Source organism: Nonomuraea sp. NPDC050786 (assembly GCF_040654115.1).
Taxonomy (GTDB): Bacteria; Actinomycetota; Actinomycetes; order Streptosporangiales; family Streptosporangiaceae; genus Nonomuraea.
The window spans coordinates 1-23,890 of the sequence record NZ_JBFAHJ010000049.1 but is presented as its reverse complement, the minus strand read 5'-3'; the positions used below and the strand labels follow the sequence as shown (position 1 = coordinate 23,890).

22 protein-coding genes and 2 pseudogenes are annotated in these 23,890 nt (G+C 70.3%); 15 read left to right on the top strand and 9 right to left on the bottom strand.

What is annotated here, in order from left to right:
- Positions 1-59: 59 nt before the first annotated feature.
- The 3 genes from AB0H84_RS50175 to AB0H84_RS50165 all read left to right on the top strand — a co-directional run bounded on the left by AB0H84_RS50175 (position 60) and on the right by AB0H84_RS50165 (position 3,590).
- Positions 60-1,577: an alpha-L-arabinofuranosidase C-terminal domain-containing protein gene (locus tag AB0H84_RS50175; protein ID WP_357620956.1), complete on the top strand. Its 1,518-nt coding sequence runs from the start codon at positions 60-62 to the stop codon at positions 1,575-1,577.
- A 101-nt stretch (positions 1,578-1,678) separates the two neighbouring features.
- Positions 1,679-2,677 (top strand): LacI family DNA-binding transcriptional regulator, encoded by a 999-nt coding sequence (locus tag AB0H84_RS50170; RefSeq protein ID WP_357620954.1) that lies wholly within the window; start codon positions 1,679-1,681, stop codon positions 2,675-2,677.
- Positions 2,678-3,074: 397 nt separating this feature from the next.
- On the top strand, positions 3,075-3,590 hold the full coding sequence (locus AB0H84_RS50165; protein ID WP_357620952.1) for a hypothetical protein: 516 nt from the start codon (positions 3,075-3,077) through the stop codon (positions 3,588-3,590).
- A 292-nt stretch (positions 3,591-3,882) separates the two neighbouring features.
- Here the strand turns inward: AB0H84_RS50165 and AB0H84_RS50160 are convergent, their stop codons facing one another.
- Both AB0H84_RS50160 and AB0H84_RS50155 read right to left on the bottom strand, forming a co-directional pair.
- Positions 3,883-4,917, bottom strand: a complete 1,035-nt coding sequence (locus AB0H84_RS50160) for a GNAT family N-acetyltransferase (protein ID WP_357620950.1) — start codon at positions 4,915-4,917, stop codon at positions 3,883-3,885.
- 43 nt (positions 4,918-4,960) lie between these two features.
- On the bottom strand, positions 4,961-5,614 hold the full coding sequence (locus AB0H84_RS50155) for a hypothetical protein (RefSeq protein WP_357620948.1): 654 nt from the start codon (positions 5,612-5,614) through the stop codon (positions 4,961-4,963).
- Between the two features lie 231 nt (positions 5,615-5,845).
- Here AB0H84_RS50155 and AB0H84_RS50150 point away from each other — a divergent pair, with 231 nt between their 5' ends.
- From AB0H84_RS50150 to AB0H84_RS50140, 3 genes are all read left to right on the top strand, one after another.
- Positions 5,846-6,376: a PadR family transcriptional regulator gene (locus AB0H84_RS50150; RefSeq protein WP_357620946.1), complete on the top strand. Its 531-nt coding sequence runs from the start codon at positions 5,846-5,848 to the stop codon at positions 6,374-6,376.
- A 95-nt stretch (positions 6,377-6,471) separates the two neighbouring features.
- Positions 6,472-7,323: an alpha/beta fold hydrolase gene (locus AB0H84_RS50145; RefSeq protein ID WP_357620945.1), complete on the top strand. Its 852-nt coding sequence runs from the start codon at positions 6,472-6,474 to the stop codon at positions 7,321-7,323.
- Positions 7,320-7,766: a nitroreductase family deazaflavin-dependent oxidoreductase gene (locus AB0H84_RS50140; RefSeq protein ID WP_357620943.1), complete on the top strand. Its 447-nt coding sequence runs from the start codon at positions 7,320-7,322 to the stop codon at positions 7,764-7,766. The genes AB0H84_RS50145 and AB0H84_RS50140 overlap by 4 nt, the downstream gene beginning before the upstream one ends.
- 157 nt (positions 7,767-7,923) lie before the next feature.
- On the opposite strand, the gene AB0H84_RS50135 is transcribed toward AB0H84_RS50140, so the two are convergent.
- The 5 genes and pseudogenes from AB0H84_RS50135 to AB0H84_RS50115 all read right to left on the bottom strand — a co-directional run bounded on the left by AB0H84_RS50135 (position 7,924) and on the right by AB0H84_RS50115 (position 10,608).
- Positions 7,924-8,313: a hypothetical protein gene (locus AB0H84_RS50135; protein ID WP_357620941.1), complete on the bottom strand. Its 390-nt coding sequence runs from the start codon at positions 8,311-8,313 to the stop codon at positions 7,924-7,926.
- 48 nt (positions 8,314-8,361) lie between these two features.
- Positions 8,362-8,508: pseudogene (locus AB0H84_RS50130) on the bottom strand (ATP-binding protein); the annotation flags it as partial.
- A 183-nt stretch (positions 8,509-8,691) separates the two neighbouring features.
- Positions 8,692-8,862 carry a hypothetical protein gene (locus AB0H84_RS50125; protein ID WP_357620939.1) on the bottom strand — a complete coding sequence of 57 codons (171 nt, stop codon included), beginning with the start codon at positions 8,860-8,862 and terminating at the stop codon, positions 8,692-8,694.
- Between the two features lie 48 nt (positions 8,863-8,910).
- Positions 8,911-9,846, bottom strand: a complete 936-nt coding sequence (locus AB0H84_RS50120) for a hypothetical protein (RefSeq protein ID WP_357620937.1) — start codon at positions 9,844-9,846, stop codon at positions 8,911-8,913.
- 54 nt (positions 9,847-9,900) lie between these two features.
- Entirely contained in the window at positions 9,901-10,608 is a 708-nt protein-coding gene (locus tag AB0H84_RS50115) for an SDR family oxidoreductase (RefSeq protein ID WP_357620935.1), read from the bottom strand.
- Positions 10,609-10,670: 62 nt separating this feature from the next.
- Between AB0H84_RS50115 and AB0H84_RS50110 the strand changes: the two genes are divergently transcribed.
- Both AB0H84_RS50110 and AB0H84_RS50105 read left to right on the top strand, forming a co-directional pair.
- The gene (locus tag AB0H84_RS50110) at positions 10,671-11,078 is read left to right on the top strand and encodes a MerR family transcriptional regulator (protein WP_357620933.1); all 408 of its coding nucleotides are present in this window, start codon (positions 10,671-10,673) and stop codon (positions 11,076-11,078) included.
- A 493-nt stretch (positions 11,079-11,571) separates the two neighbouring features.
- Positions 11,572-11,913, top strand: a pseudogene (locus AB0H84_RS50105) (NAD(P)H-quinone dehydrogenase); the annotation flags it as partial.
- A 6-nt stretch (positions 11,914-11,919) separates the two neighbouring features.
- On the opposite strand, the gene AB0H84_RS50100 reads toward AB0H84_RS50105, so the two are convergent.
- On the bottom strand, positions 11,920-14,718 hold the full coding sequence (locus AB0H84_RS50100) for an AAA family ATPase (protein WP_357620931.1): 2,799 nt from the start codon (positions 14,716-14,718) through the stop codon (positions 11,920-11,922).
- Between the two features lie 139 nt (positions 14,719-14,857).
- Between AB0H84_RS50100 and AB0H84_RS50095 the strand changes: the two genes are divergently transcribed.
- From AB0H84_RS50095 to AB0H84_RS50075, 5 genes are all read left to right on the top strand, one after another.
- The gene (locus tag AB0H84_RS50095) at positions 14,858-16,813 is read left to right on the top strand and encodes an FUSC family protein (RefSeq protein ID WP_357620929.1); all 1,956 of its coding nucleotides are present in this window, start codon (positions 14,858-14,860) and stop codon (positions 16,811-16,813) included.
- Positions 16,814-16,910: 97 nt separating this feature from the next.
- Positions 16,911-17,825, top strand: a complete 915-nt coding sequence (locus tag AB0H84_RS50090) for an MBL fold metallo-hydrolase (protein WP_357620927.1) — start codon at positions 16,911-16,913, stop codon at positions 17,823-17,825.
- A 22-nt stretch (positions 17,826-17,847) separates the two neighbouring features.
- Complete coding sequence (locus AB0H84_RS50085) at positions 17,848-19,323, top strand: carboxylesterase family protein (protein ID WP_357620925.1); 1,476 nt, start codon at positions 17,848-17,850, stop codon at positions 19,321-19,323.
- A gap of 34 nt (positions 19,324-19,357) precedes the next feature.
- Positions 19,358-19,741, top strand: coding sequence for a Rid family hydrolase (locus AB0H84_RS50080; RefSeq protein WP_357620922.1), 384 nt, complete (start codon positions 19,358-19,360; stop codon positions 19,739-19,741).
- A 696-nt stretch (positions 19,742-20,437) separates the two neighbouring features.
- Complete coding sequence (locus tag AB0H84_RS50075; protein WP_357621033.1) at positions 20,438-20,950, top strand: DUF4158 domain-containing protein; 513 nt, start codon at positions 20,438-20,440, stop codon at positions 20,948-20,950.
- A gap of 103 nt (positions 20,951-21,053) precedes the next feature.
- Here the strand turns inward: AB0H84_RS50075 and AB0H84_RS50070 are convergent, their stop codons facing one another.
- Positions 21,054-21,818 (bottom strand): NAD(P)H-dependent oxidoreductase, encoded by a 765-nt coding sequence (locus AB0H84_RS50070; RefSeq protein WP_357621031.1) that lies wholly within the window; start codon positions 21,816-21,818, stop codon positions 21,054-21,056.
- 71 nt (positions 21,819-21,889) lie between these two features.
- Here AB0H84_RS50070 and AB0H84_RS50065 point away from each other — a divergent pair, with 71 nt between their 5' ends.
- The gene (locus AB0H84_RS50065; protein ID WP_357620921.1) at positions 21,890-22,918 is read left to right on the top strand and encodes a helix-turn-helix domain-containing protein; all 1,029 of its coding nucleotides are present in this window, start codon (positions 21,890-21,892) and stop codon (positions 22,916-22,918) included.
- Between the two features lie 75 nt (positions 22,919-22,993).
- Positions 22,994-23,799 (top strand): IS5 family transposase gene (locus AB0H84_RS50060; RefSeq protein WP_357621029.1). Its coding sequence is split into 2 segments (ribosomal slippage): positions 22,994-23,339 and positions 23,339-23,799, totalling 807 coding nucleotides; the frame shifts between segments, so codons are not numbered across the junction.
- Positions 23,800-23,890: the final 91 nt, after the last annotated feature.

The window sequence follows — 23,890 nt, the reverse complement described above, 5'->3', positions numbered from 1 at the left end:
TTATGTATCGATAAAGATGCCATCGCTTTATCGATACATAAGGTGAAGGGTCTGCCCCCATGAGCAATGTCGTCGTGCCCGCCGTCATCAATGTCGATGTCGAGGGGCCGCTGATCAGCCGGCATCTGTACGGTCACTTCGCCGAGCATCTGGGCCGGTGCATCTATGGCGGGTTCTACGTGGGCGAGGACAGTGACCTCCCGAACGCCGGCGGGATCCGGCTGGACGTGGTGGAGGCGCTGCGCGCGCTGAACATCCCGAACCTGCGCTGGCCGGGCGGCTGCTTCGCCGACGAGTACCACTGGATGGACGGCGTCGGGCCGAAGGACCAGCGGCCCGCGATGGTGAACACGCACTGGGGCAACGTCGAGGAGAACAACCACTTCGGGACGCACGAGTTCATGGCCCTGTGCGAGCTGCTCGGCGCCGAGCCGTACATCAGCGGCAACGTCGGGTCGGGCACGGTCAAGGAGATGAGCGAGTGGGTGGAGTACCTCACTCGTGAGGGCGACTCGCCGATGGTGCGGCTGCGCAAGGCCAACGGGCGGGAGGAGCCCTGGCGGGTGCGCTTCTGGGGGCTGGGCAACGAGGCGTGGGGCTGCGGCGGCAACATGACCGCCGAGCAGTACGCGACCGAGGCACGCCGGTTCGGCACGTACTGCCGCGACCACGGCGAGAACAAGCTCTACCGCATCGCCGCCGGCGCGAACTCCGACGACTACTCCTGGACCGAGACGCTCATGAAGCAGCTGGGCGACCTGGGCTGCGCCTACCGGCCGCAGCCCTTCTACCAGGCGCTCTCCATGCACTACTACACGATCCCGGGCACCTGGCAGGACAAGGGCGCCGCCACGGTGTTCGACACCGACGACTACTACGCGACGCTGGTCCAGGCCGCGCGGATGGACGAGCTGATCACCCGCCACTCCAACGTCATGGACTGCTACGACCCGGGCAAGAACGTGGGCCTGGTCGTGGACGAGTGGGGCACGTGGTGGAACGTCGAGCCCGGCACCAACCCCGGCTTCCTCTACCAGCAGAACACCCTGCGCGACGCGCTGGTGGCCGGCGTGCACTTCGACATCTTCCACCGGCACGCCGACCGGCTGGTGATGGCCAACATCGCCCAGACGGTCAACGTGCTCCAGGCCATGATCCTCACCGACCCCGACTCGGGCGCGCTCGTGCTGACACCGACGTACCACGTGTTCGAGATGAACAAGGGCCACCAGGACGCGGCCTCACTGCGGGTCGACCTCCCCGCGGGCGTGCCCACGCGCGAGACGCTGGAGACCGTCTCGATCTCCGCCAGCCGCAAGGACGGACGCCTGCTCGTCTCGCTCTCCAACCTGGACGCGGCCGAGCCGATCGACGTCGACCTCGACCTGCGCGGCGGCGCCGTGGCCGACGTCCGCGCCCGCCTCCTCACCGCCGACAAGCCGCAGACCCACAACACGCCCGACGCGCCCGACGCCGTCGCGCCCCGCGCCCACCAGCAGGTCACGCCCACCGCCTCCGGGCTGCGGGTCCACCTGCCCGCACACTCCTTCGTCACCGTGGAGGCGCGCCTCGCGTGAACGCCCCCGCCCATGAGGCGCAGTAGTCTCGAGTAAGCGGCGACCGCAGTCGGACGCGGTCGGTACGATCCGGCCGAAGGGGGCACGACCTGAGGAGCGCCATGGTCACGATGAGCGACGTCGCCAAGCTGTCCGGGGTGTCGAAGATGACCGTCTCCAACGTCATCAACGGCCGTGCCGGAGTCAGCGATCAGGTTCGCCGCCGGGTGATGGAGGCGGTCCGCCAGTCGGGCTACCGCGTCAACGTCTCCGCCCGGACCCTCAGATCCGGGCGGACCGGCGTCATCGGGCTGGCCGTGCCCGAGATCGACCGGCCGTACTTCGGCCGGCTCGCCGCCCACGTGATCGAACAGGCGAGGGAGCACGGGTTCCACGTCGCGATCGAGCAGACCGGGGCCGTGGCGCACAGGGAGATCGACGCGATCGACCATTCGTACACCCTGCACTTCGACGGGCTGATCCTCAGCGCGGTCGGGGTCGACCCGCAGGACACCCGGCTGGCCTCCGGCGACTACCCGATCGTGATGCTCGGCGAGCAGGACTTCGGCGCGAAGTTCGACCACGTCGCCATGCCCAACGAAGAAGGCACGAAAGCGGCCACCGCCCATCTGATCGACCGAGGCTGCCGCCGGATCGCGATCGTCACCGGCAACACCCTCGACGGCGTCAACGTGGTCACGCGCCGCTATCAGGGCTACCTCGCCGCGCTCACCGAACGAGGGCTCGCCCCCGATCCGGCGCTGCTGTTCACCGCCGAGGGGATGTCGCTCGACTCCGGCCGCGACGCGGCCCACCGCCTCGTCGACTCCGGTCAGGAGGTCGACGGCGTGGTGGCGGTGAGCGACACCGTCGCCCAGGGAGTCCTGCGCGGCCTGGCCGATCGCGGCGTCCGGGTCCCCGAGGACGTGCGGCTCATCGGCTACGACGACATCTCCGAGTCGGCGTACATGGTCCCCTCCCTGTCCACCGTGGCCCCGGACCACCGGTGGATGGCCGCCAAGGCCGTCGAGCTGGTGACCGCCCGCCTCCAGGACCCGTCGCGCCCCGCCCGCGAGCACACCGCGCCCTTCGAGCTGATGATCCGCGAGTCCACTCGCTGACGGGACATCCGGCTCGGGACTGCCGGCGTGAACCTCTGGCACGCCAGCGGCGAGACGGCCTGACAGAGCGGCCGTCCACTGCCACCTCGACGTGCACTGCCACCTCGACGTGCCCCGATGGCCTTCTCCCGGGCCGTGCGGATCTTAATGGGTTGCCGCCGCTTCACCAGAGGTGCTGAGGCGTCCTGATGGGCCCGGAAAGCAGCAAGATTGCGTCGGCTCCTCGCCTCGCCGACATCCGGTCCCGCTGGCTCAGTGCCGCGACCGCCGGCCTCCACGACGACCCCGGAGTGGCCGGCGCCGCTCTGGTCGGGTCGCTCGGCGCGGGCCGGCCGACGACTGGAGCGACATTGATCTGCTCGTGGTCGTCGACGACGCACACCTCGACGATTACGCGATGCCCGGCCGTCTCCCTTCCGGCTCGGGGACCTTGACGGCGGCCTTCGACGCCCGCCACAACGGCCCTCGCGGCACCAGGGCAGTCAGCGGACAGCACCTCGTGGACGGACTCCCGCTCTGGGTCGACTGGCACATCCACCCGGTCTCGCAGGCCGGCTGGGCTGCCGACAGCGCGGTCATCTTCGACCGGCGAGGCTTCGACCGGCTCCCCGCCACCTTCTCCGCACTGCTCAGCACCGGCGAATCCGAGCCGCCGACCCTCAAGCAACCCATCGATCACCAGATCGCGCGGCTGGTGATGGTCCCGATCGCGGGCAAGCGGATCGCCCGCCGCTCGCCGGAGACGGCCCGGATGATCGAGTTCCTCGGAGGCCCGTACGCACCCGATGCCTCCTGGCAGCACCACCTCGCCACGCTGCGCCGGCTGTTGGACGGATTCGCGGCGCTCGGACTACCCGACAGCGTCGCCGCCGGGCACGCCTACCTCGACCTCGTGGCGGAAACACTCGACTGACGCCGTCCGGCTGCCGAACAGGTTACGACTGCGGAAACGTATACCTCCTGCCATGCTCGCCGTCCCGGAGAAGGGACGGCGAGCATGGTCCTTTCAGGTCGCGTGGGGCCGCGTAAGGCCAGTCACTGAGCCGCGCGTCGGTGCCGAGCAGGAGCAGTTCCTCCAACTCGTCGGCGCTCACAAGGGGTGCTTGCGTTCACGGAGCCCGCCGTAGGGGTCGTCTCCGACCAGCCGCTCGAGCACCTCGTTGAGCTCCACGAAGTACGCCGCAGGGGAGTACACCGGTCGCCCCTTAACACAAGTCCCCTCCCGGCGCGCCAAGCCGGAATTCGAGTGCGCCGCGAGCGGTCTCGGCGGTGAGCATGATGCGCGCCGTGACATAACCCAGTTGATGGTTGACGTACGTCATGTAATCGTTGCTCGCGTCCACGTTCGTGACCACCACCCCGATCTCCGGTCGCTCGGCCAGCAGCCAGCGCATCATGGCGGCTTTCACGGTGCGGCCCAGCCCGCGTCCCCGGTGCCCGGGCACCACGGCAGTGTCCTGCTGGACGGCCGTGTCCGGCATGCCGGGGAAGATCTCCAGCTCTGTCAGGCCGACCACGGCATTGCTTGCCTCGTGCACGACCACGACGACCCGGTGTTCGACGCCGCGCCTGCGCGCGTCATGCTCGGCCTGCCGCACCCGGGGTACGGACCACTGCGGATGGCGGTAGCTGGAGTCGCCGGTAGGGGCGTCGTGGATGGCGCCGCGCGCCCGCGCGTACGACTCCACGAGGGTGTCCGGCGCGGCTCCCGTCCATCGCTCCAGACGGTGGCCGGGCGGCACAGGGACCTCCCAGAGTGCCGGGTCCGCCTCAGGAACCGTGAGCACCTGCAGAGCCACCCGTTGCACGACGGTGAACCCCATCGCGCGGATCCAGAGCTCGCCGTCGCCGCCGGCGGTCACGCCTCGTCCCACGACCAGCTCACGGCCGCCGGCCGGCGATTCGGTGAGCGCTCGGCGGAGCAGCGCCGTCCCGATTCCCTGCCGGCGCAGCTCAGGTAGGACGCGAACGTCGACGACAACGCTGTTGTCGTTCTCCGACTCCGACAGCTGTGTGATTGCGAGACCCACCGTGCGATCTCGCCGGCGCGCCACCCAGTACCGCTGCCTGCTCACGCCTGGCGGAACGGCACGCAACCGGCCCACGAACGTGTCGTAGTCCGGCTTCGGCGCGTCGGGGCGATCCACCGCGAACGCGGCGACCGCCAGGTCGTACTGGCCGCGGAGCTCCGCGTCAGTGGCTCTGTCCAGATCGAGGGGGGAGATGTCGACAGTCGTCATGCTCTCAGTTGAACAGGTGCAGGATGGGAACGGCGGGTGATCCCTAGCTGCGCAGGGTGCATTGGACCTTGTCGCAGGCGCCGCGGAGCTTCGCCCCGGCCTGCATGTTGCAGTTGATCGTCCCGGTCACCCACTCGTACAGCGCCTGGACGAAGCCGACCTCGCCAAGCGCCGTCATGAGGGCGGCGCCGCCGCCTTCGCTGTCGTTCCAGTTGTAGAGGACGAACTGGATCGTCCTGGCGGTGAGGTTGTTGATCTGGTTCAGCACGCCGATGTGGACAGGGTCGTCCTTGCGCAGCGCGCCGAAGTGCAGGGTCATCCCGCGGACCTTGTTGGCGCCCTCCAGCTCGGTGACGAGGTTGCGCACGAGGACGCGGCGAGGCTCCAGCGCGCTCGGCGCCTCTGCCTTCTGCTTGAAGCCTCGTCCGGCGGATTTGGCGAATCGTGCGGCGGGCCGGGTGAACAGCTCCAGCATCTCCAGCGGCAGGTCGTAGACCTGATTCGCCGGTGCCTTGGCGGCGTACGTGCGCAGATGCTGCAGCAGCTCCTCGTAGTCGGTCATGACGGTGTCGGCCTCGTCCAGTTCCTGCAGCGCCGGGCGGAAGGTGTTGTCCCAGACGACGTCGGAACGCGTGATCAGGAGCTCGCCGATCAGCTCCTGGACGGTCTTGAACTCTCTGCCTTGCACGGTGATCATGAGCTCTCCTCAGGTTGTGCCCGGACCCCGAGATGAACGTAGGGCTGTTCACGTCTCGCAACCAGCGGCAGTCCGCTACCGGCGACGCCAGTGAACTCTGGCAACCCTGCAGTGCCCGCGGTTACTGCGCATGAGCGCTCCGTGTACTTCACGGCCATGTCTTCTCGCCTCCACGGCTAGCCTGTTCGGCAGGGCTTTGGCGGGTGCCGGCCCCGGCGAGTGAGGGAGACGATGTCGGCGACGCGACTGCTGGTCCTTGGCGTGGTACGGCTGCACGGTCAGGCACACGGTTATCTGGTGGGCTCCGAACTGGAGTCATGGGAGGCCGGGCAATGGGCAGGACTCAGGTCGGGCTCGATTTACCATGCGCTGCGTCAGCTGGCCAAGGAAGGTCTTCTGGACACCAGCGAGGTGCACGAATGGCCGGGCCGCGTCGATTACGCCATCAATGAGAAGGGCGAGGCGGAGTTCCTCGGGCTGCTGAGAAGCGCTCTGAGGACTCCCGATCGGCGTCCGGAACTGCTCAACGCGGCCCTTGTGCTGCTACCCGCGCTGCCCGCGGAGGAGGTGATCGCGCTGCTCGAGGAGCGGGTGCGCGCTCTGGAGGACGAGCGGGCGCAGATCGTGGCCACGGCCCAGGAGGGAAGTCGCCCCAGGAACGTGACAGAGTTGTTCGCCCTGCGCGCGGCGCAGGCGGCGGGTGAGGCGGCGTGGGTCCGTGACCTGATCGGGCGGTTGGAACGCGGCGAAGAGCCGGCCTGATCGGCCGGAGACCGGTTTGACGGCGGAGGGGTGGGTGAGCCATAGTTCGATACCCAAATTTGGTTACCCAAATTTGGATATGTCTAAGGAGTTGTATGCGCATCACGACAGCGGTACTTCTGGCGCTCGCCTCGATTTCCGCAACCTCGATCCCGGTAGCGGCGAACGCCACCGCCGCCTGCCGGACAGTCAGCGCCAAGGTGGCGATGACCTCCAGTGGCCCCGCCGACCAGCGCGTCGCCGGCACTCTGTGCCTGCCGTGCGGCCATGCCGCCACCGTTCAGCTGCTCATTCCCGGCGGCTTCTATGGCCGGGCCTACTGGCGGATGCGCGGCGACCAGCGGCGCCCCTCCTACGTGGAGACGATGACCGCCGCCGGGTACGCCACGCTGGCCATTGACCGTCTCGGTACCGGGGCGAGCTCCTACCCGCCGAGCGTCCGCTTCGGGCAGGACACCCACCAGATCGTCATCCGCCAGCTCATCCGGCAGTTGCGCGAGGGCCGTCTGGGCGGGGGCCGATTTTCCAAGGTCGTTCTGGTCGGCCACTCGCTGGGCTCGACCATCGCCCGGATTGTGGCCGCCGCACATCCAGCGGAGGTGGACGGCGTCATCCTGACCGGCGAGTCGAGCGTGCCGAACGAGGCCACCAAGACGACGGACGTCTTCCCTCCCGGCGACTCCTACACCCCACCCTCGATCAACAAGCACATCCAGGACCCCGTACTGATCGTCAACGGCGATCAGGACAAGCTGCTGGCCGGAGCCCGCTCCTCCTCCGCCGCGCTGCACGCCCAGGAGACCCCCTTCTACAGCCCCCGCGCGCAGCTGGAAACCGTCGTAGTCTCTGGCACCGGGCACGTGCTCAACGGCCACCGCACCGCGCCCCACTGGTTCGCCCAGGCACGCGAGTGGGCAGACCGCCGCGTGGGCGGGGCGGCCCGATGAGCCAAGAGCCGATCGACAGCCCGACCGGCTGGGTGGCCAGGCACGTCAAGAGCTACGCCGAGTCCGGCGGCACTCGCGGTCACCTGTTCCATGGCGCCCCCACGCTGCTGATCACGACGATCGGCCGCCGCTCAGGACTTCCCCGGCGCACCGCCCTCATCTACGGCCGCGACGGCGACCGCTACCTCGTGGTCGCCTCCAACGGCGGCGCCGCCGACCATCCGCTCTGGTTCCACAATCTGCTCGCTCAACCACAGGTCAAGGTGCAGGTCGGGGCCGAGGTGTTCGACGCGGTGGCGCATCCGGCAGCCGAGGACGAGCGGCTGCGCCTGTGGGAGACGATGACCGGAATATGGCCGCGCTACATCGGCTACCAGCGAGAGACGTCAAGACAGATCCCGATCGTGATCATCGAGCGGGCGGCGATGCCGAACCTCGGCTGACGATGCGCGCGGCACCCTCGTGACCTTTTCTGACGCGTCCTCGGCGTCTACGTCTCTCCTCGTCCAGGGCATTTCCTCCAGGGGGCGCCGCGGTGCTACGCGGCGTCGGTCTCCAGGGCTCATGCGTCCTCGCCGGCATGCTCGGGCCACGAGGGATTCAGTAGGTGACGCTGCCCTTGACGACGCTGATCCTGCGTTCCTTGGGGAGGACGGTGGCCAGGATGCGTAGCTTGTCGCTCGCGCGGCGCCAGCGGTAGCCGGTGCCGCGGACGATCATTCCATGGTGGTATTTCTTGGGAAGATAGCTCACGACATCGAGATGGTTGGCCCGGTCCCAGAAAAGCCCTTGGGGGAATTCGTTGATGGGCATCGTTATGGGAGTGCCGACGGGCTTGTCGGCGGTCAGGTCCCAGAACCGGATATAGACGGGTTTGCCGATGGTCTCCGAATCGATGTAGGCGACGACCGCGCCGCCCATCCGCAGGGCACCGAACTTCGAACCGCGACGCACCACGGTCCACGTCTTGGTGGAGAAGACCTCGTCCACCTCGGGCTGGCGCAGCCCGGCATGTCCAGCTGACAGTCTGGGGTGCCGTCAACTGGCGACGGCGACTGCGGTCCCGACAGCGGCGAGTCGGTTCTTGAGCCGGTAGCTGGGTCCGTTGATCGCGATGACCTCGCAGTGGTGCAGCAGCCGGGCGAGGATGGCGGTAGCCGGGACCTCGTCGCCGAAGACCTGGCCCCTGTTGCCGGTCACTCAAGATGGTGATGAACGCGACGTTCGCGGTGGTGATGTAGCTGCATGAGAAGACCCCGCCGAGCGAGACGGTCGGAGTCTTGGTGTGCATGCTGACGGTTTGATGTGCATCTCGCCGGACGGGGTGTGTTACTGGACTTCGATGTCTTTAGGCTCCGGCTGCGCGGGTTACCCGCCGGTGATGGCCAGCAGCAGTCCGGAAGTGATCAGCCCGGCCTCGACCAGGAGCACGAACACGTGGGCGGGCAGACGGTCGACAATCTTCTTGCCTGCCCAGGCTCCGGCCGCGCTGGCCGGGGCCAAGGCCAGGCCGATGCCGGCGCTGGTGGCTGTCAGCACCGCGGCGGCGCCGAAGACGATGGGAGGACATCACGTGCCGGTGTTCCGTCACTCGGCGGCGATGACTTCGTTGACTGCGGCGCGGGCGGCCGATTCGACGACGATGGTCCTGTCCGCGATGAAGGTGGCCAGCAGGGCCTGGATGGCCAGGTTGTTGATGGCGCGGGGGTAGCCGCGGCTGGCGGTGTGGACCAGCGCGGCGGCGTCCTCGACGAACAGCGGATCGGTGCGGCCGGCCAGCGCGAGGCGGTGACGAAGGTAGTCGACGGTCTCCTCGCAGGTCATGCCGTTCATGTGGTAGCGGACGGCGATGCGCTGATCGAGGGCGGCCGTGCGCCAGCAGGTGAGCCTCGTCCAGGATGAGCGCGGGGGTGCGGCCGCGTTCGGCGAGCTCGGTGGCCAAGGCGTCGTTGGCTTGCGGGATGAGGGTGGCCTTGTGCGGTTTGGGGACGCCGCCGAGTGCGGTGACGATGGCGGTCCAGCGCTCCAGCGGCCCGGACAGCCGGACGCCGCCGTGCCCGGCGAGGTGGGCACGGCGGCTCGTGGAGTGGGGCTTACCTCGGTGGAGTGTTGGTCCACTCCGCCACGGCGAACACCTGGTACGAGGAGACCTCGCCTGTCTTCAGGAAGCGGTCCGGCATGTCCGCAGCCTCCAGGCGGCGCGGCTTGCCGTCGGTCGTCTCCCGGCGGGAGGGCCCGGCTGCCGTGCGGCGGCGTGGCCACCAGGTCGCGGATGGCCAGAAGGCGCCCGCCGGCCGGATCGATGATCCACTGACGCTGGTAGGTGCCCAGTTGCTTGGGCGCGGTGTACAGGCCGAGCGGGACGGTCGTCGCCAGCGCTAGGGAGATCACCCTTCCGGTACGGCCCATCGGGTCGGCCGCCGTGCCCTCGGCCTTGACGCCGGGCAGGGTGGCGAGCATCCGGAACGCCGCCGCCCGCACCCGCGGCGGGGCGGGTGCCTGCGACAGCAGGGTTCCGGCCACATCGCTCAGCGCCCGGGTGCGTTCCGCACCTTGAAGGGAGCGGATGGGTTGCGGTCAGGCGTTCAGGAACTGGTGGAACTGCTTGTCGAACTCCCGCGGGTCCTTGCTCAGCGATGCCTTGACCATTTCGGTGAACTCGTCGACGACCACCTCGAACGCGTCGGCCTCGACACCGTCGAGGGTGATACGGGCGACATCGGCTGGGTCCATCTTGGGCACGTCTACGCCCTTCATCATGTCGGTATCGGCCGCCCCGAGATGCACCGAGGTGACGAGCGTGCCCTGACCGGCCAGTTCCTGGCGCAGTGCTTTACTCATGCTCCAGACGGCCGCCTTCGACACCGCGTAGGCGCTGCTGCCGGGGAAGACGAACCAGGACGCCGAAGAGGCGATGTTCACGATCGCGCCCCCGCCATTCGCTGCGAGGACCGGCGCGAAGGCACGGGCCATCGACAGCGTGCCCCAGAAGTTCACATCCAGCGCAGCGCGGACCGCCTGCAGGTCGCCGAGCAGGGCGCCGCCTCCGATGCCGGCATTGTTGACCAGCAGGTTCACATCGCCCGCCACGCGGGCTGCGGCTGCGACGGAGTCCGGGTCGGAGATGTCCAGGGCGAGGACCTCGACGCCGTCGAGATCGACGGACTCGGGACGACGGGCGGTCGCGTAGACCTTCGCGCCACGCTCGACGAGCTCTGCGGCGAGGTGACGGCCGATGCCGCGGTTGGCTCCGGTGACGAGCGCAGTCGCTCCGTGAATGTTCATAAGACGTACGCTAGATCCTCACGTCAACGTGAGGATCAAGTCCGGACTGCACGGGAGGTGCCATGCGCATCGGAAAGGTGGCCGAACGTGCTGGAGTCAGCGTCCGTGCGCTGAGGTACTACGAAGAGCAGGGGCTCGTCATCGCCGACCGCAGCCCCAGCGGCCACCGCCAGTACCCCGAGTCTGCCGTTGAGCGGGTGAAGTTCATCCAGCTCCTCTACGCGGCCGGTCTGACCAGTAAGGCGATCCTGCAGATCCTCCCGTTCCTGGACACCCTCGTCGCGACCTCGCAGATGACACGCCGACTCACGGACGAGCGTGCCCGTATCCGGGTCAAGATCGACGCCCTGACCAGGGCGCACGATCGACTCGAAGAGCTGATCCGCCTCGCCGCCGAGTACGAGAACTCTCCAGCGACGTGCTCGGCGAGCGCGGACGTCGCCGCATCGCACTCACCTCCGCGGCACTGACTGCAATGCGAGAGGCTGTTCCGGCAGCGCTGGCAGGTAGACACCACAAGAACCGCTTCCCGGCCGAATTCATCCCGCCGGGACCTGGCGCCTCAACGGCGGCCGGACCGGTGCTTAGGGGGTGCCACACTGGCAGGGGCCAATGATCGAGTGATCTGTGTTCCCGCCTGATCGCCTGGGAGAGGTCACTGTTCGTGGTCGCCGGGAGCGTAGCGGCTCCATGGGCTTCCGGCTGCGGTGGAGAGTCGGGTGGCGGTGTCTCCGTCGTAGCCAAGCATGCGGGCGACCACGGGGGCGGGGGTCTGCAGGACGAGCTGGCGGATCGCGGCCGAGCGTCCCGCGCCGGCGAGGATGCCGAGCTTGCTCAGGCGTGACTGGATGGTCGTGGGTCCAGCGGTTGTCCGCCGCGGCGGCCGGGGAACAGCCAGCGGCTGTCCCGGTTGGTCGCCGTGGTGGTGTTCGGTCTGGCCTGCGTGTAGCCGAGCAGGAGTCCGGCGTGTACGCGGCCGGCGACTGCACGGGCGTGCTGATGCTCGCCTCCGTGGCCGCCATGCAGGGCCGGATCGCGGTGTGGCACGCGCTGGGCGAGGCCGTGCAGCCGCTGCGGCTGGCCACGGTGGCCTCCAACATCTTCACCGACCCCGAGATCGCGGCCGTGGGCGTCGCCCAGCGGGCCATCGAGGCCGGCGAGATCGAGGCGAACGTGGTCAAGCTGCCGCTGGCCACCAACGCGCGGGCCAAGATGCAGGGGTTCAACGACGGGTTCGTGAAGCTGTTCTGCCGCCCGCACACGGGGATCGTGCTGGGCGGCGTGGTCGTGGCGCCGCGGGCGACTCGTCGGTCAGGCCGGGACCCGGTCGTGCTGTCCGCTGGTCGGCAGCGCGCCCTCGACCACGTCGCGGAGCTGTGACCGGGCGGTGATGCCCAGCTTGGGGAACACCCGGTAGAGGTGGGAACCGACCGTACGCGGCGAGAGGTAGAGCTTGTCCCCGATCTCGCGGTTCGTCAGGCCGCGGGCCGCGAGCTGGACGATCTGCTGCTGCTGGGGGCTCAGCTCGGTCAGGGCGCTGGGTACGACGCTGCCGGCGGCCTCGATGCCCGCGGCCCGCAGCTCCGCCTTCGCGCGCTCGATCCACGGCCGCGCGCCGAGCCGCTGGAAGGTGTCGTGCGCCGCGGTCAGCAGCGGGCGGGCCTCGGCGATGCGCCGCTGCCTCCTGAGCCACTCGCCGTAGTCCAGCCGGGTCTGCGCCCGCTCGAACGGCCACTGCTCGCCCATGTCGTCCGCCAGCGCCGCCCGGAAGTACGGCTCGGCGTCGTCCGGCTCGGCGAGCAGCGCGCGGCCCCGGTCGAGCAGCGCGGCGATCCGGGCCGACCCGCCCGTGGACAGGCGCCGCGCCGATCGCTCCAGCAGCTCGGCGGCCTCCTCCCGCCGCCCCCGGCGGACGGCCGCCGCGGCCAGCTCGGCCAGGACCGTGGAGGAGACGTGGTAGTGAACCGGATCTCCGTCGTCGGTGAAGGCGGCGCGGAACTGCGCGTACGCGGTGTCGTAGTTGCCCTCGGCCACTGCCGCCAGGCCCAGGGCCCGGCGTGCGGAGACCGCGATGGAGCGGCTCTCCAGGGGATCGACGAGGGCCAGTGCCCGCCCGGCGCCGCGCCGCGCGCCGTCCGTGTCGCCGAGCAGCGCGAACACCGTCGCGTCGAGCGCGTGCGCGCACGCCTCGGCGTGCTCCAGCCCCGCCGCCGACGCCACCGCCGAGACCTCGGCGGCCACCGAGCGGGCCTCGGCCCACCGGCCCTGGTCCAGATAGGTCCAGCCGACGGCGCACGCCAGGCCGTCCGGCAGCGGGCCACGGGCCTGCCACCGGTCGGACGCCTCGTCGAAGGTCCTGGCGGCCAGGGCGGTCTCGTCCAGGATCCAGGCCACCACGGCGAGCGCGGTCAGGCCGGCGGCGTCGCCCTTGGCCTCGGCAATGAGCCCGGGCAGCGCCGGGGCGAGGCGGGCTCCCGCGCCGTTGGGGTCGGAGACGGCCAGCACCCAGGCGCGCAGGACCGCCGCGTCGCTCATCGTCGGGGGAGCGGCCGTCGAGTCCGGGAGCAGGTCCGCGATCTGTTGCCGCTGGGACTCCTCGCCCGAGTAGTAGCGGACCACCGCCGCCGCGGCGAGAGCCTCCAGCGCGCGGGGCGGGTGGGTGGCCGCCTCCTCGCCCGCGATGCGGGCCAGCAGGGCGAAGGCCGCCGCATGGTGGCGGCGCAGGGTCATGAGCTGCCCGGCGGCCAGCGAGGCCCTGCTGATCAGCGCCGGGTCGTCACTGTGCTTGCGGACCTGGTCGGCCAGGCGTTCCACCCAGCCGAGCTGGCCGGTGAAGACCGCCATGCCGGCGGCCTCGGTCAGCAGCCGCGCCTGGTCCGCGCGGCGCGGGCTCAGCTCCGCGGCCCGCTCCAGAGCGGCGGCGGCAGCGGCGTGGCCGCCCCGTCGCCGCGCCCGGTCGGCCGTTCGCCGCAGGGCGGCCGACACCTCCTCGTCAGGCCGCGTGGTCGCGGCGGCCAGGTGCCAGGCACGGCGGTCGGGCTCCTCGCTCAGCTTCGCGAGAGCGAGATGCGCCTGCCTGCGCTCCTCGAAGGACGCAGCATGGTAGACGGCCGAGCGGATGAGCGGGTTCCTGAAGGAGATCCAGGGGCCGTCCTGGCGTACGAGACCGGCCCGCTCCGCGGGCACCCACGCCGGGTCGCCGGCCTCAGGCAGCCCCCGGGAGGCCGTCGGCGCGTCCGTCGCGTCAGCGGCGGCGAGCAGCAGCAGGGGACGGCGGGTCGCCTCCGGCAGGAACTGCGCCTGCTCCGCGAAGATCCGCTCCAGCCGGTCGGTGACGGGCAGCGGGCCCTCCACGCCGCTGCCGCCGGGGCGCCGGGTCGCGCCCGCGCGGGCCAGCTCGACCAGAGCCAGCGGATTGCCGGCCGCCTCCTGGAGGATGCGCACCCGGGTCCGGCCGGTGGGCGGCGCCGGCTGCCGGTCGAGCAACCGGCCGGCCGCCTCGCCGCTCAGCGGGCCGATCTCCAGGCGGTCGTACCCCTTGTCGAGCCCCGGCAGCGCGGTCGCGGCGCGTACGCCCACCAGCAGCGTGACGGGTTCGCTGTCCAGGCGCCGGGCGACGAAGGAGAGCACGTCCAGCGACGCGCGGTCGATCCACTGGGCGTCATCGACCACCACGAGCAGCGGCGCCGGCTCCGCCAGATCCGACACCAGGGTGAGCACGGCGGAGCCGACGAGCACGCCGTCGGGGGCCTCGTCGCATTCGTCCAGCCCCAGGACGGTACGGAGCGCGGAGCGCTGGCGCGGCGGCAGCCCGGCCAGCTCGCCGAGCACCGGGCGGAGCAGCTGGTGGAGGCCTGCGAACCCCAGGCGCGCCTCGGACTCGCTGCCGACCGCGCGCAGCACCCGCGCACCGTCGTCCCGCGCGCGGTCGGCCGCGAAGTCGAGCAGCACGGTCTTGCCGGCGCCGGGGTCGCCCGTGAGGATCAGCACCTCGCCGCGGGTCCGGCCGGCGGCGACCCGCCGCACGATCTCCGCGGCCTCGGTCTCCCGGCCCACCATCGACAGCTCAAGATCGTATGTCGAGCCTTGGGTCGTTCCACCTATTTCCACGGACTCTCCGTCTCCTGAACTGTCCACTTAACGTGTGCGCCGCCCGGGATGTTCCAGCCACCGTTGCAGTCAAGTGACTGATACCGGCCGGCGCTCGTCCCCGCACACGATGGTGGACATCAGATCTACGGAGACCGTCATGGTGGCAAGGAAGGCGGCGTGGCTGTGGGAGCGCCTCGCCGCTGTCGACCCCGGTCTGATGCGGCTGGCCTCCGCGACGCGCGCCGTCCTCGGCGCCGCCGCGGCCCTGGCGGCCCTGGCGGCCCTGGGGCAGCCCGGTACGGCGTTGCTGGCCGGCGGGTTCACCGCGATGGTGACCTCGCTGGCCGTCAGCGACCTGCACCCGCGCGACCAGCTCGGCACGCTGGGGCTCGGGGCTCCGCTGTCCCTCGCGGTCCTGGCCGCCGGAGCCGTGCTGAGGCCGTACCCGGTCGTGGCGGGGATCGTGTTCCTGCTGCTGATCCACCTCGCCGTCCGCGCCCGCCGGTACGGCGCCAGAGGGCAGGGCCTGGGCGTGTTCGCCTTCATGGCCTTCTTCCTGGCGCAGTTCACCGGGGCGGAAGCGGCCGACCTGCCGCGGCTGGGCGCGGCGGTGCTCGTCGCGTTCTGTGCCGTGGTGGCCGTCGGCTACGGGCCTGGGCTCATGACGTCGTCCCGGGTCCTGGCCCGGCTGCGGCGCACCTTCGACGCGCGGCTGCGCGACGTCCTGCGGGACACGGCCACCGTGCTCACCGCCGCGCGGGACGCCGACGCGCTGAGCCTGTCGCTGGATCGGCTCCACGCGGCCGTGCTGCTGATCGAGGACTTTCTCCGCGAGCGCCCGGTTGACGGGGCCACCGACGGCCTGATCCTGAGGCGCCTCGCACGCGCGGAGGTGGCCGCCCAGCGGCTCGCCGTGCTCGTGGTCCGCGCGGCCCGCACACCGCCGGCCGGGTCCGCCCCGTTGCGGGACTGCCTGCAGGCGATCGACGAACTTGCCGCGGTCGTACGCCTACCTGGCCCGCGCGCCGGTACGGCCGGGCCGGCCCCGGCGCTCAGCGTCAGGCGGTACCGCGAAGAGCGCGAGCGGAGGACTGCCCGGCAGGCCCTCCAGGTGACCGCCGCGTCCGCGCTGTCCCTCCTCGGAGGTCACCTGGTGTCCCCGGACCACTGGTACTGGGCCGTGCTCACCACGTGGGTGGTGTTCGTCAACACAAAGAGCACCGGCGAGGTCCTGCTGCAGAGCGTGCGCCGGCTGGCGGGCACCGTTCTCGGCGTGGTGTTCGGCTACGGCCTGGCCACCCTGGCCGGACCGTATGGCCCGCTGCTCCTGGTGCTGCTGCTGGCGTGCATGTTCGGGATGTTCTACACGCCGCCCGGCGCCTACTGGGCGGTGACGTTCTTCATCACCGGCATGCTGAGCATGCTGCTCGCGCTGCTGGACACGTTCTCGGCGGGCGTGCTCGTCCTGCGCGTGCAGGAGACCGCGCTGGGAGTCGCCTGCGGCGTCCTCGCCACCGCCGTTGTCCTGCCCGTCACCGCCCGCCGGGCCAGCGACGCGGAGCTGCTCCACCTCCTGCTGGTCCTCAGGCGGCTCGTGTACGCGACGACGCGGAGCCTGAGCACCGGCACCACGACGAGCCTGATCCGCGCGACCCATGATCTGGACCGGGCGCTGGAGTCCTTCCGCAAGGCCTGTCTGCCGCTCACCCACCCGTTCAACCCCCGGCGCGGCCGTCGTGATCGCGCCCGCCACCTGCTGGAACTGCTGGAAGCCTGCGCCTACCACGCACGGAGCCTGGCCGCCGTGGCCGAGCGGCTCCCGACGGGCGACGACGCCGAGTACGCCGCCCGGGTAGCCGCGGCGGCCGGGCGCGCGCAGGAGAGCGTGACGCGCCTGATCCGCCTAGCGAGCCGCCGGCCGGGCGCCGTCTCCTCCTCGGCCCGCCCTCGGGTCACCGGAGCACTGTCGCTGCTCTCCGGCGAACGGCGCATGCGCCGTGGGCTGACGTCGCCCCGGCACCGCCTGCTGCTCCACCTCGACCGGCTCGACACGACGCTGACGGCGGTCACCCGCGCCCTGGACCCCGCCGCGTGCCCAGATGCAGTCACGTGACGCATACCGCGGCGCACCCCGGTCGCCGCACCATGGCTCCAGCCGCGAGGGCCACCGAACCTCTCATGAGCGGCAGCCGATCGAACTGGAGACGAGCATGGACACCATCACTCTGGGTGACGTCACGCTGACCCGGGTCCGGGAGTACTTCGGCCCCGTGGACATGACGCCCGAGACGTTCTTCCCGGAGAGCCCGGCGCAGGCGTGGCAGGAGCACCGTTCCTGGCTGGAGCCGACCTTCCTGAACGCCGAGACCCGGATCGTCAACTCGGCGATCCAGACCTGGGTCCTGCGCAGCGAGGGCAGGACCATCCTGGTCGACACCGGCGTCGGCAACCACAAGGACCGCCCGTACGCGCCCGTGTGGAACCGGCTGAACACCGACTTCCTGGACAACCTGGCCCGCGCCGGAGTCCGCCCTGCGGACGTCGACATCGTGATCAACACGCACTTGCACATCGACCACGTCGGCTGGAACACCTACCTCGACGGCCGGACCTGGGTGCCGACGTTCCCCAACGCCACCTACCTCATGCCCAAGGCCGACTTCGACTTCTGGAACCCCGCCAACGAGCACAAGCCCCTGCTGGGCCGGGGCAACCAGAACGTCTTCGAGGACAGCGTCGCCCCCGTGCACGAGGCCGGCCAGACCCTGCTCTGGGAGGACGGCCACCGCATCGACGGCAATCTGCGCCTCGACCTCGCCCCGGGCCACACGCCGGGCTCGTCGGTGCTGACGCTGGAGTCCGGGCAGGACCGGGCCCTGTTCGTCGGCGACCTGCTGCACAGCCCGCTCCAGATCCACGAGCCCGATTCCAACAGCTGCTTCTGCGAGGACCCCGCCGGGGCCCGCGCCACCCGCCGCAAGCTCCTGGGCCAGGCGGTCGACACCAACGCCCTCCTCATCCCCGCGCACCTGGGCGGCCACGGCGCCGCCGAGGTCGTCCGCGAGGGGGACAAGTTCGCCATCAAGGGCTGGGCGCCCTTCGCCCCGTACACCGAGCAGGTCTGAGCCCCTGCGGAAAGGCACTCCCGTGAACCTCGTCACCACCGCTCAGGGGGCTGTCCGTGGTCTGCGCCGAGGCGCGACCCGCACCTTCCTGAACATCCCATACGCCGCTCCGCCGCGCGGGGCGGGCCGCTTCGCGCCACCGATGCCGCACGAGCCGTGGGACGGCGTGCGGGACGCCACCGTGCCGGGCCCCAACGCGCCGCAGTCCGAGCGCAGGCTCGGCAGCGTGGACATGTCTCCCTACTTCGGCGCCGGCTGGAGCCGCGGGGAGGACTACCTCACCGTCAACGTCTTCACGCCCGCCGACGGCGGCGGCGCGCTGCCGGTCATGGTGTTCGTGCACGGCGGCGGGTTCGTCGCCGGCTCGACGCGCTCCTCGATGTACGACGGCTCCGCGTTCGCCCGCGACGGCGTCGTCCTGGTCACCCTCAACTACCGGCTCGGCATCGCCGGGTTCCTCGACCTCGCGGGGGCGCCCGCCAACCGTGGCCTGCTCGACGTGGTGGCCGCGCTGCGCTGGGTGCGGGAGAACATCGCCGCCTTCGGCGGTGACCCGGCCAACGTCACCCTCTTCGGCCAGTCGGCCGGGGCGACCGTCGTCGGCGGCGTCCTGGCCACCCCCGAGGCCGCCGGGCTGTTCCGGCGGGCGATCGTGCAGAGCGGCAGCGGGCTGGGCGCGTTCACCGCCGAGCAGGCCGCCCGCGTCACCGTGGCGGCGGCCGAGGCCCTGGGCGTCGAGCCCCACGCCGCCGCGTTCGCGGACGTCTCCGACGAGCGCCTGGTCGAGGTGGCCTCCGGGCTCGCGGGCCTCGACCTGCGGACCGAGACCCACCACGATCCGCTGATCGGGCTCAGCCCCTTCAGCCTGGTCCTCGGCACCCAGCCGGCCGAAGCCGTCGCCGCCGGTCTGAGCGCCGGTGTGGACCTGCTCGTCGGCACCAACACCGAGGAGGGGAACCTCTACCTGGTCCCGGTGGGCAAGTACGCCACCTCGACCGCCGCCGACGTCGAGGAGGCGGCGGCGCGCTCGCACCCGAACCCGGCGCGGCTCGTCGAGACCTACCGCGAATCGCGCCCCGGGGCGTCCTCTGCGGAGTTGCGCTCGGCCATCATGGGCGACGCGCTGTTCGGTGCGGGCAGCCGCGCGCTGGCCGGCGCGCACGCCGCCCACGCCGGATCCGCCACCTACGCCTACGAGTTCGCCTGGCGCTCGCGGGCCCTGGACGGAGAGCTGGGCGCCACTCACGCGGTCGAGCTGCCCTTCGTCTTCGACCTCGCGGACCGGCCCGAGCTGAACGGCCCCAACGCCCTGCTCGGCCCTGGCGAGGCGCCCGCGAGCCTGGCCACCCGCGTGCACGAGAGCTGGATCCGGTTCGCCAGGACCGGCGACCCGGGCTGGGACCCGTACGACACCGGGCGCAGGGCGACCATGCGCATCGACACCGAGTGGACCCAGGTCGACGACCCCCGCCCGCAGGAGCGCGAGGTCTGGAGCTGACCCCTTCCGCCTGCTCACCCTTTCAAGGAACACCATGACCAGAACCGTCATCACCACCGAGAACGCCCCCGTCCTGCCGGCCCCGCTGTCGCAGGGCGTCCGCAAGGGGCCCGTCCTCCAGATCTCCGGGCAGCTTCCCTTTGACCCGGCCACCGGCGAGGTCGCTGGCGCCACGGTCGCGGCGCAGACCGCGCAGGCGCTGCGCAACGTCCTCGCCGTGCTCCAGGCGGCTGGCGCGGGCTGGGAGGACGTCGTCATGCTGCGCGTCTACCTCACCGATCCCGCCCACCTGGCCGAGATGAACCAGGCGTACGCGGCGGCCGTCGGGGAGCCCTTCCCCGCCCGCACCACCGTCTACATGCCGCTCCCGCCGGGACTGCTGGTCGAGGTGGACGCCCTGGCAATGCTGGAGGACTGATCGGGGACGAGCCGCGCCGGAACCGTTGACGTTTGTTGGTATGGACAGCAAACTAATTCACGAGTTGGCGCCTTAGTGCTGTGACCGCGAAACGATCACGGGGTCGTTGGCGCTCCCCGAAAGGCCGTCACCCCCGGGTGGTTGGCCAGCCACGCCATGACCCGCGCAGCGGGTGCGCAGCGGCCAGGTCGGCGACCACGCGTCAGCTCGAACCCGACTTGCCCGCCGACCCCAAACCCGTCGACGGCGAGGAGGAGGCCTTGGCGCTGAGGGCCTGCCTCACCTGCTCGCGATCCTCTGGGTCGACGCCGGCGCGGCCTGCCGCCCGGCGACGTCGCCGCGATGATCGGCGAGCACGCTGGGCCCGGACGGCTGTGGATGCTCGCCGAGCGCCAGCTCGAATGCGGCGCCCGCCGGTCGCGACCCCGCGGCGCCCGGTCCGGTCTCAAACGACTGGAGCTGCCGCAGAGTGTGGGGCCGAGGAAGCCGACGTGGCTGCCGGCTTCCGCGGTGGGTTACCGGCTGTCAGTGGGGCTGTGTGGCGGCGTGCTGGCTATCGCCGCGCGGCTGGGACGCGAGGGATGCTCAGGCTGGGGTGCCACACTGGCAGAAACGGGCCGCGGGTCTGATCACCTGTCGTTAGGATCTCGGTGTTCGCGCCGTTGGTGACGGTTTCCGGGGGTACGGGGGGCGTCGATCGATCGGACGGCGTACCCGAGGTTCGCGCGTGCGCTGTCGATGCGGGAGCTGGCGGAGGTGTTCACCCCGTCCTCGGCCGAGGTGGAGTGGGCGCGTGGGAAAACTCAGGATGATCAGCATCTGCTGGCGTTGCTGGTGTGGTTGAAGGCATACCAGCGGCTGGGGTACTTCCCGAAGCTGGCTGATGTCCCGGCGGTGGTCGCCAAGCACGTCCGCGGCGTGGTCGGCTTGCCGGAGGGCACGGAGCTGGCCGAGGCTGCGCGCCCTACATCACCCACGTCATCCGCCGGTTCGGCAACTGGATCCTCAACCTGGCCCCGCCGACCGCTGCCCCGACCACGCAGCTCGATCTCGAATCCCGTGTCCTGTTCGCCCCATGATCGACGGGCTGGCCTTCCCCCGTGCGTAGTGTCCCAGGGGCATCACGGTAGGCGTGTTCGGTGGCGTCGGCGGGGTGGGCCGCAGGCCCACCGCTCGCCCTCAGACGGTTCGTGCTCCTTGAGAGCTTGAACGGCGGGCCTGGGCGGTGGAGCGGGCGACGCCCATCACGCCGGCCAGGTCGCTGGATGTGGGCACCCAGAGTTGTCCACGTATCAGCGTCCTGTACCGGACGTCAGGCCACGTGCGCTCCCAGTCCGGTCAAGCCCGGTGCCACGTCCGGTCGCAGCACGAGGTTTTGGTCGTAGTCTCCGCCGTTCTGCGTTCGGTACGCGATCGGCTCGGTGGTCGGGATCGCGAGCAGGCGCTCGCGCAGCTCCTTGGCCGCTGCCTCGCCTTCCTCGGGCGTGAACCTGTCGGCACCCGAGATCAGCACCGGGGGCAGCACCTCTGCGCCCGCGTAGAACAGGGTGCCGTGCTGCAACCCGAACAGCAACTCGTCGACGGCTCCGTGAATGCCCCGCTCGCCGTAGAACCACGCCGGCCCACCCATGGTCACAACCGCCATCGCACGCTTGCCCGCAAGGAACCCGTCTCCGTAGCCGATCCACTCGCCGTTCGGGCCGCGCAACCCGTACGCGAAGCCCTGGTGCCAGACCCGGTCGAACCAGCCCTTGAGGATGGCCGGCATTCCGAACCACCACATCGGGAACTGGATGACGATGGTGTCTGTCCGGTTGATCTTTTCCTGCTCGGCTCGGATATCGGCGCTCAGCGCGCCGCTCTCATACGCCTGCTTCGCGGCGGCAGCGACCTGGAATCGCTCCGCTGGGTGGTGGGCGTAGCCGGCGGCATCAACGACGGGGTTCCAGCCCATCGCGTACAGGTCCGACACCTCAACGTGGTGACCTTCGGCACGGAGCGTGCGCTGCCCCTCCGCGGCGAGGTAGCCGTTGAGCGAGCGAGGTTCGGGGTGGGCGAAAATCCAAAGAACATTCATGACATCGATCATGACCGTGCGGCACCGCCATAACGACTGGCCTGATGGACAACATGTGCGAGGATCGGGCCATGGCTGCTTTTGCTGGTGATGGGCGCCACCGAGTAGCGGTCCTGGCCCGTGACAAGGTTCTGTCATTCGAGCTCAGCATCGTTCACCGGATCTTCGGCCAGGCGCGCTCGGCCGCCGGTGCCGCGCTCTACGAGGTCGTGACCTGCGCACCCGAGCCCGGGGAAATACACACGGACGCCGACTTCACCGTCACCGTCACTCACGGCCCCGAGGCGCTGGCCGAGGCCGACACCGTCATCGTCCCAGCCTCCCAAGACGACTTCGAGCCCCGAAGCGAGCCGCTCGAACCCTCGCTCACCGCCGCCCTGGCGCGGATTCAACCCGGCACACGGATCGCCTCGATCTGCACGGGATCGTTCGTGCTGGCCGCGGCCGGCCTGCTCGCCGGGCGGCGAGCAACCACGCACTGGCGCTCATCCGCCCGGTTCCGGGAGCGATTCCCGGACGTCGTATTCGACCACGATCTCCTCTACACCGACGACGACGGTGTCCTCACTTCTGCCGGAGGGGCGTCGGGCATTGACCTGTGCCTGCATATGATTCGCACCGACTACGGCGCAGCAGTCGCCAACGACGTGGCGCGCGGCTCCGTCGTCCCACCACACCGCGAGGGCGGGCAAGCGCAATACGTACAGCGACCGATGCCGGACCCGAGGATCTCCTCGACCAGCAAGGCACGCCGATGGGCACTCGCAAACCTGCACCGGCCCATCACGCTCCGGGAACTGGCAGCCCAGGAATCGACAAGCACGCGAACATTCACTCGACGCTTCCGTGAAGAAATCGGCACCTCGCCGGGACGGTGGCTCACCCGACAGCGCATCGAGCGAGCCTGCTCCCTCCTGGAACGCACCGACCTGCCTATCGACGAGGTCGCCGTCACCGCAGGCTTCGGCACCGCTGGCTCAATGCGATTGCATCTGCAAGCCGAACTAGGGGTCTCGCCCAGCGCCTACCGCGCCACATTCCGCGGCCCCGGACCCGCCATGTTCCGAGGTCATGACGGTCATTCTGTTAGGAGTTCTTAGAGGTCCTAACAGAATGATCTTTGTTGTGCTTTGATCTCTCGCTGTAGCCGAGCGAGAGGATCACGAGTGGCCAAGCTGAAGCCGTGGGAGGTCAGCGACGAGCTGTGGGCAGTGATCGAGCCGCTGTTGCCCCAACGTCAGCGACGCTTCCGCCATCCGGGACGCAAGCGGCTGAACGATCGACTGGCGTTGCAGGGCATCTTGTTCGTCCTGCACACCGGCATCGCATGGGAGCACCTGCCGCAAGAGCTGGGCTACGGCTCAGGCATGACCTGCTGGCGACGCCTGGCCGAATGGAACGCCTCCGGCGTCTGGCAGCGCCTGCACGAGGTGCTGCTCGACCGCCTGCGCGCGGCCGACGCGCTCGACCTCTCCCGGGCCGCAGTGGACTCTTCCCAGATCAGGGCGTTAAAAGGGGGCCGCAGACCGGCCCGTCCCCAGTCGATCGCGGACGGGCCGGCAGCAAGCACCACCTGATCACCGACGCCACCGGCATCCCCCTCGCCGTCATCCTCACCGGCGCCAACCGCAACGACGTCACCCAGCTCATCCCGCTCCTGCAGGCCATCCCCAAGGTGCGCGGCAAGCGCGGCCGTCCCCGCCAACGCCCCGACGTCGTGCTCGCCGACCGCGGCTACGACCACGACAAGTACCGCCGCCTGGTACGCGAACTGCAGATCCGCCCGCTGATCGCCCGCCGCGGCACCGCACATGGCTCTGGCCTGGGCAAACACCGCTACGTTGTCGAGCAGACCTTCGCCCTGCTGCACGCCTTCCGACGCCTGCGCATCCGCTGGGAAGTCCGCGCCGACATCCACAAGGCATTCCTTAGCCTGGCCTGCGCCCTCATCTGCTGGCGACGCCTCACCTCATTGCGTTAGGGCCTGTTCGGGGTTCCGATCACGAGAGGGTTGTGGATTCGTCTGCGCGGTGTGGTCTGGCCTTGATAAGCCATGGGCATGGCGCGTGGTG

Bases quoted from the DNA above. Each gene is read 5' to 3' on its own strand.
- AB0H84_RS50115 (WP_357620935.1), bottom strand. From the start codon at position 10,608: ATGAACATTCACGGAGCGACTGCGCTCGTCACCGGAGCCAACCGCGGC.
- AB0H84_RS50110 (WP_357620933.1), top strand. From the start codon at position 10,671: ATGCGCATCGGAAAGGTGGCCGAACGTGCTGGAGTCAGCGTCCGTGCG.
- AB0H84_RS50070 (WP_357621031.1), bottom strand. From the start codon at position 21,818: ATGAATGTTCTTTGGATTTTCGCCCACCCCGAACCTCGCTCGCTCAAC.
- AB0H84_RS50080 (WP_357620922.1), top strand. From the start codon at position 19,358: ATGACCAGAACCGTCATCACCACCGAGAACGCCCCCGTCCTGCCGGCC.
- AB0H84_RS50160 (WP_357620950.1), bottom strand. From the start codon at position 4,917: ATGACGACTGTCGACATCTCCCCCCTCGATCTGGACAGAGCCACTGAC.
- AB0H84_RS50155 (WP_357620948.1), bottom strand. From the start codon at position 5,614: ATGATCACCGTGCAAGGCAGAGAGTTCAAGACCGTCCAGGAGCTGATC.
- AB0H84_RS50150 (WP_357620946.1), top strand. From the start codon at position 5,846: ATGTCGGCGACGCGACTGCTGGTCCTTGGCGTGGTACGGCTGCACGGT.
- AB0H84_RS50140 (WP_357620943.1), top strand. From the start codon at position 7,320: ATGAGCCAAGAGCCGATCGACAGCCCGACCGGCTGGGTGGCCAGGCAC.
- AB0H84_RS50095 (WP_357620929.1), top strand. From the start codon at position 14,858: ATGGTGGCAAGGAAGGCGGCGTGGCTGTGGGAGCGCCTCGCCGCTGTC.
- AB0H84_RS50090 (WP_357620927.1), top strand. From the start codon at position 16,911: ATGGACACCATCACTCTGGGTGACGTCACGCTGACCCGGGTCCGGGAG.
- AB0H84_RS50165 (WP_357620952.1), top strand. From the start codon at position 3,075: ATGCCCGGCCGTCTCCCTTCCGGCTCGGGGACCTTGACGGCGGCCTTC.
- AB0H84_RS50065 (WP_357620921.1), top strand. From the start codon at position 21,890: ATGGCTGCTTTTGCTGGTGATGGGCGCCACCGAGTAGCGGTCCTGGCC.
- AB0H84_RS50170 (WP_357620954.1), top strand. From the start codon at position 1,679: ATGGTCACGATGAGCGACGTCGCCAAGCTGTCCGGGGTGTCGAAGATG.
- AB0H84_RS50145 (WP_357620945.1), top strand. From the start codon at position 6,472: ATGCGCATCACGACAGCGGTACTTCTGGCGCTCGCCTCGATTTCCGCA.
- AB0H84_RS50175 (WP_357620956.1), top strand. From the start codon at position 60: ATGAGCAATGTCGTCGTGCCCGCCGTCATCAATGTCGATGTCGAGGGG.